Below are 14,760 nucleotides of genomic sequence, written 5' to 3' on the forward strand. Positions count from 1 at the left end.
TCGGGCGACCGACTGTATCGCCAGGTGGCGGCCGTGCGGCTGAGGAATGTTCAAGCGCCGCGTGAAGCGGCTTCAGGCCAGCGCCTGGCGCAACCAGTCGGAGAAGGCCGCGCACTCCCAGCGGTCCATGGTGCCAGTGCGCCAGCACAGGTAGTGCGCATGCGGGCTGGGCACGCTCTCGGTGAACGTGGGCGTGGTGCCGATGCGCACCAGGGCTCCGCTGTCCAGCCAGGGCGCGGCCAGCTTGAGCCGCACCAGCGCGATGCCCATGCCGGCCGCAGCCGCGTCGCACATGAGGCCGACGTCGTTGAACTGCGAGCCTTCGCCGGGCTCGGGCCAATCCAGCTTGCGGGCCACGAACCAGGTGCGCCAGGGGTCGAGCGCCGAGCGCAGCAGGCGCTGGCCTTCGAGGTCTTCGGCCTGGGTGAAGGGGCCACCGGCCTCGCGCAGGTAGCTGGGCGCGGCCAGCGGCGTGACCTCGTCGCGCGCCAGCAGCAGATGCTCCACATCGGCGTAGCGGCCGGCGCCGAAGCGCACCATGAGGTCGGCATCTTCGGCCACCACGTCCAGCAGCGGGATGCTGACCTGCAGCAGCAGGTCGATCTCGGGGTAGGCCTCGGTGAACTGGCGCAGCCGTGGGATCAGGATGGCGCGCGCGAAGGTCGGCGTCACGGCCAGGCGCAGCTTGCGCTTGCCCGGAGCCGGTTGGGCGCCCGGAAAGCGGCCCAGCATGGCCAGGCCCTCGCGCACATGGGCCAGGTACTCGCTGCCCTCGGTGGTCAGCGAGAAGTCTGCGCGGCCGAACAGCTTGGTGCCGATGCTTTGCTCCAGCTGGCGCACGCGGTGGCTGACGGCGCTGGGCGTGACGCAGAGTTCGTCGGCCGCCAGCGTGACGCTGCGCAGCCGCGCCAGCGCCTCGAAGGTCAGCAGGCACTGGATCGGCGGAATGCGGGCGGTGGCGGCCATCGTCCGATTGTCGTTGCAGCCGCTGGCCTACGTGCTGCCCCAGGGCGCCCGCTACACTCGAAGACGTCCCGAGGAAGAGAGTGCCCACTTGTCTGATCGCCTTGCCGTCCTGCCGCAATACCTGTTGCCCAAGCACCGTCTGACACGGTTCGCAGGACGGGTGGCCTCGGCCCGGCGCGGCGCACGCACCACGGCGCTGATCCGCTGGTTCGTCAACAAGTATGGCGTCGACATGGCCGAGGCGGCCGATCCGGACATCGCGTCCTATCCCAGCTTCAACGAGTTCTTCACGCGGGCGCTCAAGGACGGCGCGCGGCCACTCGCGCAGGCCGATCTGGTCTGCCCGGTCGATGGCGCCATCAGCCAGTTCGGCCGCATCGAGGACGACCAGATCTTCCAGGCCAAGGGCCACGCCTATTCCACGCGCGCGCTGGTCGGCGGCGACGCGGCGCTGGCCGGGCATTTCCGCCATGGCAGCTTCGCCACGCTGTACCTGAGCCCGCGCGACTACCACCGCATCCACATGCCCTGCGACGGGCGGCTCGTGCGCATGGTCTACGTGCCGGGCGAGCTGTTCTCGGTGAACCCGACCACGGCGCGCGGCGTGCCGGGCCTGTTCGCGCGCAACGAGCGCGTGGTCTGCGTGTTCGAGACGGCGCACGGCCCCTTCGTGCTGACCCTGGTGGGCGCCACCATCGTCGGCAGCATGGCGACCGTGTGGCACGGCGTGGTGAATCCGCCGCGGCTGGGGGAGCTGCGCGAATGGCGCTACGACGGCGATGAAGCCATCACGCTGCGCCAGGGCGAGGAGATGGGCCGCTTCCTGCTGGGCTCCACCGTGGTGATGCTGTTCCCGCAAGGCCCGCTGGCCTTCAACCCCGACTGGGCGCCGGCCCGTGCGATCCGCCTGGGCGAGCGCATGGCCGACTGGGGTTCTCCAGCTACTTGAAGATCACGGTCTTGTGGCCGTTCAGCAGCACGCGGTGCTCGCTGTGCCACTTGACCGCGCGCGCCAGCACCTGGCTCTCGGTGTCGCGGCCCATGGCCGTCAGGTCTTCCACGGTCTTGCTGTGGTCCGCGCGGGCCACGTCCTGCTCGATGATGGGGCCTTCGTCCAGGTCGGCCGTCACGTAGTGCGCCGTGGCGCCGATCAGCTTCACGCCGCGGTCGTGCGCCTGGTAGTAGGGCTTGGCACCCTTGAAGCTGGGCAGGAACGAGTGGTGGATGTTGATCGCGCGGCCGGCCAGCTTGCGGCACAGGTCGTCCGACAGGATTTGCATGTAGCGCGCCAGCACCACGAGTTCGGCGTTCTCGCCCTGGATCACCTCCAGTGCGCGTGCCTCGGCCTGGGTCTTGGTGGCGCCGGTCACCGGGATGTGGTGGAACGGCACGTTGTAGCTGGCCGCCAGCTGGTAGAAGTCGCGGTGGTTGGAAACGATGGCGCGGATGTCCACCGGCAGCAGCCCGCTCTTCCAGCGGAACAGCAGGTCGTTCAGGCAATGGCCTTCCTTGCTGACCATGATGACGGTGCGCATGGGCTCGGCCGTGGCATGCAGGCTCCAGCGCATCTGGAAGCCTTCGGCGAACGGGGTCAGCTGGGCCTGCAGCGTGGCGTGGTCGTCGCTGCTGGCGAAGCGCACGCGCATGAAGAACAGGCCGGTGGCGTGGTCGTTGTACTGGGCCGCCTCTTCGATGTTGGCCCCGCGCTCGAACAGGAAGCCGGACACGGCGTGGACGATGCCGGTGCGGTCGGGACAGGACAGGGTCAGGATGTAGGAGGCGCTGGTCGTCGTCATAGGGGCGCGATTGTCGCAGCCCCCCGCTTCACCTGCCCAGGCGCTGGCGCAGCGCGGTGCAATGGTCCCTGGCCGGCAGCGCGGGTGTGGTCCACACCGTGTCGAAGGCTGGTGCTGCAGTGGCCGTTCCGCCAGCCTGCAGACGCACGGCACGCACCGTGAAGCCAGGTGGCAGGTGTTGCGGCACGCCGAGTTGCCGGTCGACATGCCCGCTGCCGGCCAGCAGCAGCACCACCTGGCCTGTCCGGGCCGCGGCCTGCAGCGCGCGGGCCATGGACTGGTCGCGCGCGATCTGGATGCGGGCCATGGGCGCCAGTTGTGTCGCCGGCAGCAGATCGCAGTGGCCGGCGCGGATGGCCTGCCGCTGCGCGGCCAGGGCCGGCGGCGGCAGCGTGGCGTCCAGCGTCTCGTCCTGCATGACCGCGGCAAAGCGCACGCGTGGCAGGTTGCCGCCCAGCACCGGAACGCCCGCCTGCACGGCGGCCATCACCGCCGGCCCGTAGGCCGCCCAGGGCCAGGCCTTGTCGTTCCACTGCAGCGCCTGGCGTACGGCCGCTTCGTCCGCCTGGGGTGGCAGGCCAGCCGTGGTCTGGCCGGCATCGGCCATTTCGACAACCAGGGCCGCGAGCCGGCCGCGGCTGGACAGGTCGCGCACGGCGCGGGCATGGGCCTGTTGGTGTTCGGGGGCGTCGTGTTGCTCACCCAGCAGGATGGCATCGGCCGGCAGAAGGGCCGAAACCCCGTCCTGAGAGCGTCCGCTGGCGCAGCCGCCCAACAAAAAGGCCACCAGAACGGTGGCCAGGATGACAAAAATGCGCGGAGCCCGTTGCATGCCCCGATGATGCACCGGACCCGGCGATGGCCGGCCCGGTGGCAGGGTCAATGCATCACGACCGGGTTCTGCGCCAGTTCGGCATAGCGGTCCAGCGTGTCCTCGACCTCTTCCTGGGTCGGCGTGTGGGCACGCCAGGCAGCGATCTGCTGCTGGAACAGTTCGGCCCAGGAACCATCCAGATAGACCTCCTTGCCGGAGCGCTTGTCGACGATCTCGAAACCGTGGCGTTCCAAGGCCGGATGGGTGGCAGGCGTGGCGTCCTTGTCCTTGGCACGCGCGACCAGACCCACGCCATCCTGCATCTGCACGTCGATGTCACCGGCGTGCGGCTCCATGTGGACCACCACGAAGGAGTCGGAGTCATACAGCATGTTCATGTCGGTGCCCTTTCCAATTGGCGCTATCTTGCTCCCTAGATTGCAACTTCCGGGCCGGTTTCAAGGCCGGACTGTGGTAGTCCTGCGACTACCTGCCAAAAAAGTCCGTTCAGGGGCTGTCCACGCTGCGCAGCAGCTGGTCCACGAAGTCGCCGTTGGGCTGGGTGATGCGCACCCGCACGGGCATGTAGGCCAGGCTGGGGGCCAGCCAGGCCTCGACCTTCTGGTCGAATTCCTTGCGCGGGTTGCGCGTGAGCTTGAGGGTCTGCAGGTTGTCGTAGGGCAGGTAAGAGAGTTCCTCGCCCTGGATCGTGAAGGTCCAGACATCGGCGTCGCGCGGGCCGACCACGGGCAGCGTGACGCTGGCGCCCGCCCCGAAGCGGGCCGGATCGCCCGCCACCATGGCAGAGAGCTGCAGCAGCACGCTGAGTTGGTCCTGCGCATCGGGCAGCAGCGGCGCGCTGGGCGTGTTCGCGCTGAAGCTCACGATGCCCTTGTCGCGCTCGAAATGCGCCGCCAGGTCGCGCTTGCGCCATTTGTCGGAGAAGCGCGTGGGCTCCAGGCCGCGTTCGCTGAGCTTGCCGCTGCTGGTGCGCACGCGCGAGCCGATCAAGAAGGCGCTGTATTCGAGCCGGGCGTCGTAGGTCTTGCCGTCCTGCAGCCACAGCAGTTCGCCCATGGCGTGGTAGGTCTGCTGCTTGGCCTCTCCCGTCAGTGTGTACTTGAGCCGCACCGAGCCGGGGATGCCCAGGGCCAGGGCGGTCGCGGGGGCTGGGGGCGCCGCCGGCTCCGGGGCTGGCGCTGGGGCAGGTGCGGGTCCCGCTTCTGGCGCGGAGGCCGCCTGTGCTGGTGGCTCGGGCTGGGAGGCGGCTTCCTGTGCAGGCACAGCAGCCGGATCGGGCTCCACGGCTGGGGGCTCTGGTGCCGCCATGGCAACGGGCGCCTCGGCCACCGGCGCGGGTGGCGCCGCGGCCTCCGGTGCGGGACGTGGCTTGCGGCGTGGAGGGGGGGGCGGCGGTGGCGCAGGTTCCGGTGCCGCGACCACGGGCGCTGGCGGTGGCTGGACCACGATGCTGCGCGTGGTGAAGGCGCGGGTCTGCGCGAGGTCGGGCGGCGCCAGCATGGCCGGCAGTTGCTGCAGCGCCACCAGGTGGGCCAGGACCACGACCGCGCCCAGCGCCAGCAGCGGCCGGCTGCTGCGCGAATTGCTTGTATCCTGCGCCCCACCGGCCGCCATGCGATCTGCTTGCACGCCCGGATTGTCTGCCGGGCGCTGGCCCGGCGCCATCGAGCCCCACCGATCACCCCATGAAACTCGCCACCTACAAGGACGGCTCACGCGACGGCCAGCTGGTCGTCGTCTCGCGCGACCTGGCCAGTGCGCACTACGCCACCCATGCCGCCCACCATCTGCAGCAAGCCCTGGACGATTGGAACTTCATCGCCCCGCAGTTGCAGGACCTCTACGACGCGTTGAACGCCGAGCGCGCGCGCCATGCGTTCCCGTTCGACCCGCGTCAGTGCATGGCGCCGCTGCCCCGCGCCTGCCATTGGGCGCTGGCCCAGGCCTGGGAGCACGGCCTCGAGCCCGCCGACGCGGCCGATCCGGGCTTCCGCCTGGCCGCAGGCGACAGCCTGTGCGGCCCCTGCGACCCGCTGGTGCTGGCCGCCGAGCAGCTGGAGATGGACTTCGGCGCCGGCCTGGCCGTCGTCACGGGGGACCTGCCCCAGCGCGCCAGCCCGGCCCAGGCACTGGAAGGCGTGCGCCTTCTGCTGCTGGCCAATGCCGTGCAGCTGCAGGCGGCCGGCCTGTCGGCCGTGCAGCGCCTGCCCGCCACGGCCTTCGGCCCGGTGGCCGTGACGCCCGACGAACTCGGCGAGGCCTGGGCGCAGGGCCGCGTGGGCCTGGCGCTGCAGACCAACTGGAACGGCCGGCGCGTGGGCATCGCCGACGCCGACGAGGACATGCGCTGGTCCTTCGGTGAGCTGATCGCCCACCTCTGCGCCACGCGCGGCCTGCGCGCCGGCAGCATCGTGGGCGCCGGCACCGTGCGCCAGCGCGGCGTGGACAACGGCAAGCGGCGTGACTGGCCCAAGGGCTACCACGCGATCGCCGACAAGCGCGCCTTCGAGCAGGCGCAGGACGGCGAGGTCCGCACCGCTTTTCTGCGCCTGGGCGACACCGTGCGCACCGAGATGAAGGACGGCGAAGGCCACAGCCTGTTCGGCGCGATCGAGCAGGAGATCGTGGCGCTGGACCGCGCCGAGGCCAGACCCGCCAGCGGCTTCGCGCCGGTGCAGTAAGCTGCACGCGTGCCCCACAACCCCGACCCAGGAGGAGACCCCATGAGCAACGAGACACCCGCCGCCGGCTTCGGCAAGTTCGTCCCCGGCTTCGACTTCCTGCAAAGCCTGGCCAAGGGCGCGGCGCAGAGCATGCCGCAGATGCCTGGCCTGGGCGGTTGGGTTGCCCCCACGCTGAGCGTGGAAGACCTGGACAAGCGCATCAGCGAACTCAAGGCCGTGCAGTTCTGGCTGGACCAGAACGCCATGGCGCTCAAGGCCACGATCCAGGCGCTCGAAGTGCAGAAGATGACGCTGGCCACGCTCAAGGGCATGAACGTGAGCATGTCCGAGGTGGCCAAGGCCTTCACGGTACAACCGCCCGAAGCCACCACGGCGCGCGCACCGGCGCCTGCGTCCGTGGCCAGGCCAGCACCCGAGCCCGCGCCAGCGGCCGCGCCGCAGGCCGAGGAAGCCGCCGATGGCGAAGGGGCGCGGCCCGGCGTCATCGACGCCATGCAATGGTGGGGTGCGCTGACGCAGCAGTTCCAGCAGATCGCCGCCACGGCCATGAAAGAGGCCGCAGCCCGTGCCACGCCCGAGCCGGGCGCGGCGCCCGCGCGGCCGCATGCCGCCGCCAAGACGCCTGCCGCACCGGCCAGGAAAGCCGCAGCCCCCACCAAGAAGGCGGCACCGCGCAAACGTGCCCCTTGAGGCGCGGCCCGACGCGCCCATGCGTGCCATGGGGCCAAGCGCTGCGGCGCGTGCGGCCCATGGCAGGATGACCCCATGAAGCTATTTCCCTACGCCCACGCGACCCACCCGCAGTGGCGGATGGCCGCCGGCCTGGTGCTGGCGCAGCTGCGCGCGCAGCTGGCCCTGCCGGATTACGCGAGCGCGCCCGCGCTGGCGCTGCTCTACATCACCGACCACTACGCCAGCGCGGCCCAGGACATCCTGGACCACCTGAGCGCCGAACTGCCGGAGGTCACCGACTGGTCGGGCACGGTGGGCGTGGGCATCGCCGCCAACAACGTCGAGTACTTTGACGAGCCCGCCATGGCCGTCATGCTGCTGGGCCTGCCGGCGCACCAGTACCGCGTGTTCTCGGGCGTGGCGCCGCTGGGCATGGCCTTCGAGGCGCACACGGCCCTGGTCCATGCCGACGGCAACACCCAGGATCTCGCCGAACTCGTGGCCGAGATGGCGGGCCGCACCGACACCGGCTACCTGTTCGGTGGCCTGGCCTCCAGCCGCGGTAGCACGGTGCAGTTCGCCACCGGCGGCAACGGCAACATCAAGGGCCAGGGCGGCGCGCGCGGCGTGTTCCACGGCGGCCTGTCGGGCGTGGCCTTTACGCAGGACGTGGCGCTGAGTTCGCGCGTGACCCAGGGCTGCCAGCCCATCGCGCCCGAGCGCAGCGTGACGGCCTGCGAGGGCAACGTCGTCACCGCGCTCGATGGTGAGCCCGCGCTGCAGGTGCTGCTGGGCGACCTAGGCGTCTCGCTCGACGAGCCGCGCGAGGCCCTGGGCCGCGTGCGCGCCACGCTGGCCGGGCTGCGTGCCGCACCCGGTGCTGCCGGCAGCGACGCTGTGCGTCGGCCTGGAAGCTTCGGCCCCGATGTGCGCGTGCGCCACATCATCGGCCTGGACCCGGCGCGCGCGGGCGTGGCGATCGCCGAGACGCTGGAGATCGGCATGCGGCTGTCGTTCTGCCAGCGCAATGCGCAGGCCGCGCGGGCCGATCTGGTCCGCGTCTGCGCCGAGATCCGCGAGGAACTGGAGCCCGAGGACATGCCAGCCGAGGCCGCGCTCGCGCTGTCGAACAACCTGGCCGCCTCGGCGCCGCACCCGGCGCGGCGCATGGCCGGCGCCGTGTATGTGAGCTGCGCGAGCCGCGGCGGCGCGCACTTCGGCGGCCCCAGCGCCGAGCTGCAGATCGTGCGCCACGCGCTCGGCGACGTGCCGCTGGTCGGTTTCTTCGCGGGCGGCGAGATCGCCCGCCACCACCTGTACGGCTATACCGGTGTGCTGACGGTGTTCACCGCGACGGATTGAGCCCCCGGCCACGCCTGCGGGCGTGGCAGCATGGCGGCATCCACAATCCTGGGCAGCCATGATCGCCGACGACCAGACCCACCCCAACCAGTTCGCCCTGCTGCGCCAGCGCCGCTTCGCGCCGTTCTTCTGGACGCAGTTCTCGGGCGCGGCCAACGACAACCTGTTCAAGTTCGCCTTCACGGTGATGGTGACCTACCAGTTGAGCGTGGCCTGGCTGCCGCCGGCCATGGCGGGGCTGGTGATCGGCGCGCTGTTCATCCTGCCGTTCCTGCTGTTCTCGGCCACCAGCGGGCAACTGACCGACAAGCTGCCCAAGACCCAGGTGATCCGCTTCGTCAAGAACCTGGAGATCGCCATCATGGCGCTGGCGGCGGTCGGCTTCCTCTCGGGCAACGTGGGCCTGCAGGTGCCGCTGCTGCTGGCCTGCACCTTCCTGATGGGCCTGCACTCCACGCTCTTCGGGCCGGTCAAGTTCGCCTACCTGCCCCAGGTGCTGCACGAGCGCGAACTGACGGGCGGCAACGGCATGGTGGAGATGGGCACCTTCGTCGCCATCCTGCTCGGCAACATCGTGGGCGGGCTGCTGATCGCGCTGCCCGGCGTGGGCCGGACCTACGTGGCCATCGGCTGCGTGGGCCTGGCGCTGGCGGGCCGGCTTGCGGCGCAGGGCATACCGCAGCTGCCGGCCACCGACCCGCAGTTGCGCATCAACTGGAATCCGGTCAGCGAGACCTGGCGCAACCTCAAGCTCGCGCATGGCAACACCGTGGTGTTCCGCTCGCTTTTGGGCATCAGCTGGATGTGGTTCTTCGGCGCGGTGTTCCTGAGCCAGTTCCCCAGCCTGGCCAAGGAGGTGCTGCACGGCGACGAGCACGTGGCCTCGCTGCTGCTCGTGGTGTTTTCCATCGGCATCGCCATCGGCTCGCTGCTCTGCGAGGTGCTGAGCCGGCGCCATGTGGAGATCGGCCTGGTGCCGCTGGGCGCGATCGGCATGAGCGTGTTCGGCGTGGACCTGTACTTCGCGCTGCGCGGCCTGCCGGCCTCCACCCTGCTGGGTCTCTCGGAGTTCTTGGCCCGGCCCGCGCACTGGCGCGTCATGGCCGACCTGGGGCTGCTGGCGCTGTCGGCCGGCCTGTACAGCGTGCCCATGTACGCGCTGATCCAGCTGCGCAGCCCGGCCACGCACCGTGCCCGCATCATCGCGGCCAACAACATCCTCAATGCGCTGTTCATGATCGCGAGCAGCCTGATCGCAGGCGCGCTGCTCGGCGCGGGCTTCACGGTGCCGCAGGTGTTCCTGTTCACGGCCCTGGCCAATGCCGTCGTGGGTCTGTACATCTTCCTGCTGGTGCCCGAGTACCTGCTGCGCTTCATCGCCTGGGTGCTCTCGCACTTCGTCTACCGCTTTCGCGTGCGCGGCGACGCCCACATCCCGCTGGCCGGGCCGGCCGTGCTGGTCTGCAACCACGTGAGCTTCGTCGACGCCATCCTGCTCATGGCCGCAAGCCCGCGGCCGATCCGCTTCGTGATGGACCACCGCATCTTCCGCGTGCCGGTGCTGGGCTGGCTGTTCCGGCTGGCCAAAGCGATCCCGATCGCGCCGCAGAAGGAGGATCCCGCAGCCTATGCCGCCGCCATGGCCGCGGCGGCCCAGGTGCTGCGCGAGGGCGATCTGCTGGGTATCTTCCCGGAGGGCGGCATCACGCGCGACGGCAGCTTGCAGACCTTCAAGGGTGGCGTGGCCAAGATCCTGACCCAGGCCCGCGCCGACGGCCTGGCCGTGCCCGTGGTGCCGATGGCGCTGACCAACCTGTGGGGTTCGTACTTCAGCCGCATCGAGGCCGGCGGGGCCATGGTGCGGCCGTTCCGGCGCGGCGCCTTCAGCCGCGTGGGCTTGAACGTGGGGCCCGCGCTGGCGTTTGACACGGCGACGCCCGAGGCGCTGCAGGGCGCGGTAGCCGCCTTGTTGGTCCAGCAGCCGGGAGAATGAGCACCATGGCCAATGCACTGCGTCTGTCGGAAAAGTGGTTCCGCCGCGGGCTGTGGCTCGTGGCCTTCGTGTTCGCCAGCTTTCTGATCGGGCTGGGCGGCAGCATCGTGGGCGACCTGCCGCAGGTCGAGCGCAGCCTGCAACTGGACGACTTCATCGACCGGGCCGCCGCCGAGCCGCTGCGCGCCCAGCTGCGCGAGGGTGAACTGGCCCAGCAGCAGTCGGAGGCCGCGCGCGAACAGGCCGAGCTGGCCTTGCAGGTGGCGCAGCAGGCCACGGTGGCTGCGCGCGAGACCTTCACCAACTGGCTGGCGACGCGGCGCGCCACGGCGCAGCCCGACCAGGACGCCGAACTGATCGCACGCACCAAAGGCCTGGACGCGCTGAAGGCCAAGGAGGGCGAAGCCCAACGCCGCATCGACACGCTGCGCCAGGCTGGGCTGGACCAGGCCCAGCGGCTGGACGACGTGCGTGCGCAGCTGAACGATCTGGAGGCGGTTGCACACAAGGCGATGGATGCGGAAGAGCGCCGCATGGAGCTGCGCGTGTTCGGCTACCGCCTGGCCCTGACGCTGCCCCTGCTGGCGCTGGCCGGCTGGCTGTTCGCCAGGAAGCGCAAGAGCACCTGGTGGCCCTTCGTCTGGGGCTTCATCTTCTTCGCGCTGTTCGCGTTCTTCGTCGAGCTGGTGCCCTACCTGCCCAGCTACGGCGGCTATGTGCGCTACATCGTGGGCATCGTGCTGACGGTGCTGGCCGGCCGCTACGCCATCCTCGCGCTGAACCGCTACCTGGCGCGCCAGCGGCTCGCCGAAGACCAGCCCGACGCCGTGCGCCGCAACGAACTCAGCTACGACACTGCATTGACGCGGCTGGGCAAGGGCGTGTGCCCCGGCTGCGAGCGCGGCGTGGACCTCAAGGACCCGGCCATCGACTACTGCCCGCACTGCGGCATCCACCTGTTCGACCGCTGCGCGGCCTGCCAGGCGCGCAAGAGCGCGTTCTCGAAGTTCTGCTATGCGTGCGGCACGTCGGCCGCGCGCCCGACGTCCGGCGGCTGAGGCGCCTGCTCGGTGCGGATGCTGAGCACCCATTCGCGCCAGATCGCCACCAGCAGCGCCATCAGCACCGGGCCGACGAACAGGCCGACGAAGCCCATGGTCTTGACCCCGCCGACCAGGCCGAAGAAGGTCGGCAGAAAGGGCAGCTTGACCGGCCCACCCACCAGGTGCGGGCGCAGCGTCTTGTCGACGATGAAGAGTTCGATCGAGCCCCACAGGAACAGGCCCACGCCGGCCGCGAAGTGCCCGCCGCCCACCAGGTACAGCGAGACCAGCGTGAACGACAGCGGCGCGCCGCCCGGGATCAGCGCCATGAAGCCGGTGACCACGCCCAGCAACACAGGCGATGGCACGCCCGCGACCCAGTAGGCCACGCCCAGCACCAGGCCCTCGCCGAGTGCGATCAGGCCCATGCCCGTGACGGTGGAGCTGACCGTGGCCGGCACCACGCGCGAGAAGCGCTGCCAGCGTTGCGGCAGCGTGCGTTCGCCGACCACGTCGAGCTGAGCCGCGAAGCGCGCGCCGTCCTTGTAGATGAAGAACAGCGTGATGAGCATGAACAGCAGCGTGAGCGCCAGCTGCAGCAGGTTGCCGGTGGTGGCCAGGGCCAGCCGGTAGATGTTGCCGATGTGCTGGCCGCTCAGCAGCTCCACCCATTCGCCCAGGGCGCCCGGCGCGCCCAGGTGCTCCACCCACCACTGCGCCATGCGCTCGCCGACCAGCGGGAATTCCTGCACCCAGTGCGGCACGGCCGCGCCGACCCGGTTGGCCTTGAGCAGCCACTGCACGAAGGTCGCGGCTTCCTGCAAGGCGTAGTGCAGCGCCAGCGACAGCGGAACGACGAGCCCGATCACGACCACCAGCGTGGCCAGGCTGGCCGCCAGCGCCGTGCGGCCGCCGCAGCGCTGCACCAGCCGCGCATACAGCGGCCAGCTCGCGAAACCGATGATCAGCGCCGCCAGCACTGGCACCAGGAAGCCGCGGAAGAAATAGACGCCCGCGGCCAGCACCAGCAGCAGCAGCAGGCGGGCGATCAGGGGGGCTTGCAGGACCGGGGGCATGGGCGGGTGTCTCGTGGTGAGCGCTGCGCCCGGTCAGCGCACGCGGTCTCAGGGTACGGCGAAGCCGAAAAGTATAGACACCGCTTGTTGCAACCCCCGTCGAGCCCTTGCGCGAACGACGGCCTTGTCAGTCGACCGTGATATGGGCCGCAGCGATGGTGGCGGCCAGGTCCTTCTTCTCGCGGGCCAGGTAGTCGGCGAACTGCGCCTGCGTCATGGCCATGGGAGCGAAGCCAGCCTCGGCCAGACGGCGCTGCGTGTCCGGTTCCGCCAGCACGGCGGCCGTCTCGCGCGCCAGCCGGGCGGCGATGGAGGCATCCGTGCCCGCGGGCAGCAGCAGGCCCTGCCAGGCCAGCACGTCCAGGCCTGCGAACTCTGCCGTCTCCGACAGACTGGGCACGTCGGGCAGCGTGGCGGCGCGCTGGCGCGAGGTCACGCCGAAGGCCTTGACCTTGCCTTCGCGCGCCATGCCCTGGGCCAGCGCCACGGGCAGCACCGCCAGATCGATCTGGCCGCCGGCCAGCTCGGTCAACACCTGGGGCCCGGACTTGTAGGGCACGTGCACCATGTCCAGCTGGGCCTTTTGCTTGAGCATCTCGGCCGTCACGTGCAGGCTGGTGCCCACACCGTCGGTGCCGAAGTTGAGCTTGCCGGGCTGGCTGCGCACGAGCTTCACGAGTTCGGCCGCGTTGGCCGCGGGCAGGTCGGGCCGGCCGACCAGCAAGAAGGCCGAGGCCGCGACCGGCACCACGGGCAGCAACTCCTTGAGCCCGTCGTACTTGAACCGGCCTGGCGAGACCAGCGGCGCCACCGTGACCGGGCTGGCCACGCCGAACAGCAGCGTGTAGCCGTCGGCCCTGGCCTTGATCACGCGCTGGGTGGCGATGGTGCCGGAGGCGCCCACGGTGTTCTCGACCACCACGGGCTGGCCCAGGCGTTCGGCCAGGCGGGGCATGACGAGGCGGGCGGCCACGTCCACGCTGCCGCCGGCCGAGAACGGCACGACGGCGGTGATGGGCTGGCTGGGCCAGGCGCCGGGTTGGGCCTGGGCCAGTAGCGGGAGGGCGAGCATCAGGGCCGATGCGACGCGACGGGTGACGGGCATGGTGGTGAACCTCGTGGAAGCAGAAATCAGGCCTTGAGCCAGGGCAGGGCGCTGGCCGGATAGCGGAAGGTCTGGAACACGCTGTTGAGGCGGCCCGGGCCGGTCTTGCGCGCGGCCGCGTCGGGGTATTCGGCGAACCAGGGCAGGATGAACTCCCAGACCACCTCGCCCTCGGGGTTGACCTCGAACAGCCGGCCCGTGGCCGATTCGGTGATGTGGGTGTTGCCGTTCCACAGCCGCTGGGCGTTGCCCATGAAGGCGGTGAAGAAGGCGTTGACCATCTCGTCCTGGTAGCTCCAGACGACTTCGTTGGTCTTGGGATCGATCTCGACCACGCGCGAGAAGGCCACGTGCGCGCCGTGGCGGAAGTTGCCGTTGTCGAAGGCCAGCACATGGCCGTTGGCCAGCGGCACGGGCGCATGCTGGTGCGAGACCACCGAGGGCGGGATGTGCTGCTTGACCGCGCCGGTGGCCTTGTCCACGCCGACGATGCCGGCCGTGGTGCGCAGGCTCATGTAGATGGTGCCGTCGCCCGCGACGCCCAGGCCGTTGACCAGCGGCCAGTGGTAGCGGCCGAAGCCCGGGTGGATGGGAAAGTCCTCGGGCTGCAGGTGCTCCCAGGCCTTCCATTCCCAGACGAGTTTGCCCGCACGGTCCACCTCGCGGATCACGTCGCCGTACATCGTTTCGTTCTCGCCATGGGCCGTGCCGCCCGGCACGCGCTCGGCGAAGCCTGCGGGCACCGGTGCGCAGGCCGCGTAGAGCAGGTTGCCGTTGGGCAGCCACTGGGCGTCGTGGTGGTGGGCCGGATCCTGGTAGCGCCAGACGGTCTCACCAAACGGCGTGACCTCGTAGAAGTCGCCGCCGTGCCACATGGACCAGGGCGCATACAGATCGGGCGACTCGGCGTGGTTGCCGTTGTAGCCCAGGTTGCCGTTGGGCAGGATCACGGCGTGGCGGCCGGCGCGCACGGGCATCTGCCATTGGTGCACCACCTCGCCTGCCATGTCGATCAGATAGACCTTGCCGCCCGCCGTCTGCGGCGCGATCAGCGTGTAGCCGCCGGCGCTGGCCGCGGGGTCGTGGGCGATGAGGCCGACGCCGCGGCGGCGCTGGGTGATCTGGTCGACGGTGGTGGCCATGTCGGTGCTCCTGCAGGGGATTGGGAAAGCTGCGATGGAGCGAATTCTGGGCATGGCCGAGCGTCTGGAGTAGCGGAACGTTTTTG

14 protein-coding genes are annotated in these 14,760 nt (G+C 70.3%); 6 read left to right on the forward strand and 8 right to left on the reverse strand.

Going from position 1 to position 14,760, the window contains the following annotated elements; all coding sequences use genetic code 11:
* Positions 1 to 72: 72 nt before the first annotated feature.
* A complete protein-coding gene (locus tag ASF45_RS28665) occupies positions 73 to 966 on the reverse strand; it encodes a LysR substrate-binding domain-containing protein (RefSeq protein ID WP_056671598.1) in 894 nt (297 codons plus the stop codon).
* An 88-nt stretch (positions 967 to 1,054) separates the two neighbouring features.
* Here ASF45_RS28665 and asd point away from each other — a divergent pair, with 88 nt between their 5' ends.
* A complete protein-coding gene (gene asd, locus ASF45_RS28670; RefSeq protein ID WP_056671601.1) occupies positions 1,055 to 1,915 on the forward strand; it encodes an archaetidylserine decarboxylase in 861 nt (286 codons plus the stop codon).
* Here asd and purU read toward each other — a convergent pair.
* From purU to ASF45_RS28690, 4 genes are all read right to left on the reverse strand, one after another.
* Positions 1,908 to 2,762, reverse strand: coding sequence for a formyltetrahydrofolate deformylase (gene purU / locus ASF45_RS28675; RefSeq protein ID WP_056671604.1), 855 nt, complete (start codon positions 2,760 to 2,762; stop codon positions 1,908 to 1,910). The two genes, asd and purU, sit on opposite strands and share 8 nt — an antisense overlap.
* Positions 2,763 to 2,790: 28 nt before the next feature.
* Entirely contained in the window at positions 2,791 to 3,594 is an 804-nt protein-coding gene (locus ASF45_RS28680; RefSeq protein WP_056671607.1) for a ChaN family lipoprotein, read from the reverse strand.
* A gap of 47 nt (positions 3,595 to 3,641) precedes the next feature.
* Positions 3,642 to 3,974, reverse strand: a complete 333-nt coding sequence (locus ASF45_RS28685; protein ID WP_056671610.1) for a DUF3567 domain-containing protein — start codon at positions 3,972 to 3,974, stop codon at positions 3,642 to 3,644.
* Between the two features lie 109 nt (positions 3,975 to 4,083).
* Complete coding sequence (locus ASF45_RS28690; RefSeq protein ID WP_162244066.1) at positions 4,084 to 5,226, reverse strand: DUF3108 domain-containing protein; 1,143 nt, start codon at positions 5,224 to 5,226, stop codon at positions 4,084 to 4,086.
* A 56-nt stretch (positions 5,227 to 5,282) separates the two neighbouring features.
* On the opposite strand from ASF45_RS28690, the gene ASF45_RS28695 reads away from it, so the two are divergent.
* From ASF45_RS28695 to ASF45_RS28715, 5 genes are all read left to right on the forward strand, one after another.
* The gene (locus ASF45_RS28695; RefSeq protein WP_056671616.1) at positions 5,283 to 6,278 is read left to right on the forward strand and encodes a fumarylacetoacetate hydrolase family protein; all 996 of its coding nucleotides are present in this window, start codon (positions 5,283 to 5,285) and stop codon (positions 6,276 to 6,278) included.
* A 42-nt stretch (positions 6,279 to 6,320) separates the two neighbouring features.
* Positions 6,321 to 6,971, forward strand: coding sequence for a PhaM family polyhydroxyalkanoate granule multifunctional regulatory protein (locus ASF45_RS28700; RefSeq protein ID WP_056671619.1), 651 nt, complete (start codon positions 6,321 to 6,323; stop codon positions 6,969 to 6,971).
* Positions 6,972 to 7,046: 75 nt separating this feature from the next.
* Positions 7,047 to 8,315 carry an FIST N-terminal domain-containing protein gene (locus ASF45_RS28705; protein WP_056671622.1) on the forward strand — a complete coding sequence of 423 codons (1,269 nt, stop codon included), beginning with the start codon at positions 7,047 to 7,049 and terminating at the stop codon, positions 8,313 to 8,315.
* Between the two features lie 58 nt (positions 8,316 to 8,373).
* Positions 8,374 to 10,308: an MFS transporter gene (locus tag ASF45_RS28710; RefSeq protein WP_056671625.1), complete on the forward strand. Its 1,935-nt coding sequence runs from the start codon at positions 8,374 to 8,376 to the stop codon at positions 10,306 to 10,308.
* Positions 10,309 to 10,313: 5 nt separating this feature from the next.
* Positions 10,314 to 11,366, forward strand: coding sequence for a hypothetical protein (locus tag ASF45_RS28715; RefSeq protein ID WP_056671875.1), 1,053 nt, complete (start codon positions 10,314 to 10,316; stop codon positions 11,364 to 11,366).
* Here the strand turns inward: ASF45_RS28715 and ASF45_RS28720 are convergent.
* The 3 genes from ASF45_RS28720 to ASF45_RS28730 all read right to left on the reverse strand — a co-directional run bounded on the left by ASF45_RS28720 (position 11,321) and on the right by ASF45_RS28730 (position 14,674).
* Entirely contained in the window at positions 11,321 to 12,427 is a 1,107-nt protein-coding gene (locus ASF45_RS28720) for an AI-2E family transporter (RefSeq protein ID WP_056671628.1), read from the reverse strand. The two genes, ASF45_RS28715 and ASF45_RS28720, sit on opposite strands and share 46 nt — an antisense overlap.
* A gap of 127 nt (positions 12,428 to 12,554) precedes the next feature.
* Complete coding sequence (locus tag ASF45_RS28725; RefSeq protein WP_056671632.1) at positions 12,555 to 13,532, reverse strand: tripartite tricarboxylate transporter substrate binding protein; 978 nt, start codon at positions 13,530 to 13,532, stop codon at positions 12,555 to 12,557.
* Positions 13,533 to 13,558: 26 nt separating this feature from the next.
* The gene (locus ASF45_RS28730; protein WP_056671635.1) at positions 13,559 to 14,674 is read right to left on the reverse strand and encodes an aryl-sulfate sulfotransferase; all 1,116 of its coding nucleotides are present in this window, start codon (positions 14,672 to 14,674) and stop codon (positions 13,559 to 13,561) included.
* Between the last annotated feature and the right edge of the window lie 86 nt (positions 14,675 to 14,760).

This window comes from Pseudorhodoferax sp. Leaf265 (assembly GCF_001422365.1).
GTDB lineage: Bacteria > Pseudomonadota > Gammaproteobacteria > Burkholderiales > Burkholderiaceae_C > Pseudorhodoferax.

Coding starts and splice junctions, on each gene's coding strand:
- ASF45_RS28725 (WP_056671632.1), bottom strand. CDS start 13,532: ATGCCCGTCACCCGTCGCGTCGCATCGGCCCTGATGCTCGCCCTCCCG.
- ASF45_RS28680 (WP_056671607.1), bottom strand. CDS start 3,594: ATGCAACGGGCTCCGCGCATTTTTGTCATCCTGGCCACCGTTCTGGTG.
- ASF45_RS28695 (WP_056671616.1), top strand. CDS start 5,283: ATGAAACTCGCCACCTACAAGGACGGCTCACGCGACGGCCAGCTGGTC.
- ASF45_RS28710 (WP_056671625.1), top strand. CDS start 8,374: ATGATCGCCGACGACCAGACCCACCCCAACCAGTTCGCCCTGCTGCGC.
- ASF45_RS28730 (WP_056671635.1), bottom strand. CDS start 14,674: ATGGCCACCACCGTCGACCAGATCACCCAGCGCCGCCGCGGCGTCGGC.
- ASF45_RS28720 (WP_056671628.1), bottom strand. CDS start 12,427: ATGCCCCCGGTCCTGCAAGCCCCCCTGATCGCCCGCCTGCTGCTGCTG.
- ASF45_RS28665 (WP_056671598.1), bottom strand. CDS start 966: ATGGCCGCCACCGCCCGCATTCCGCCGATCCAGTGCCTGCTGACCTTC.
- ASF45_RS28685 (WP_056671610.1), bottom strand. CDS start 3,974: ATGAACATGCTGTATGACTCCGACTCCTTCGTGGTGGTCCACATGGAG.
- ASF45_RS28705 (WP_056671622.1), top strand. CDS start 7,047: ATGAAGCTATTTCCCTACGCCCACGCGACCCACCCGCAGTGGCGGATG.
- ASF45_RS28700 (WP_056671619.1), top strand. CDS start 6,321: ATGAGCAACGAGACACCCGCCGCCGGCTTCGGCAAGTTCGTCCCCGGC.
- ASF45_RS28715 (WP_056671875.1), top strand. CDS start 10,314: ATGGCCAATGCACTGCGTCTGTCGGAAAAGTGGTTCCGCCGCGGGCTG.
- purU (WP_056671604.1), bottom strand. CDS start 2,762: ATGACGACGACCAGCGCCTCCTACATCCTGACCCTGTCCTGTCCCGAC.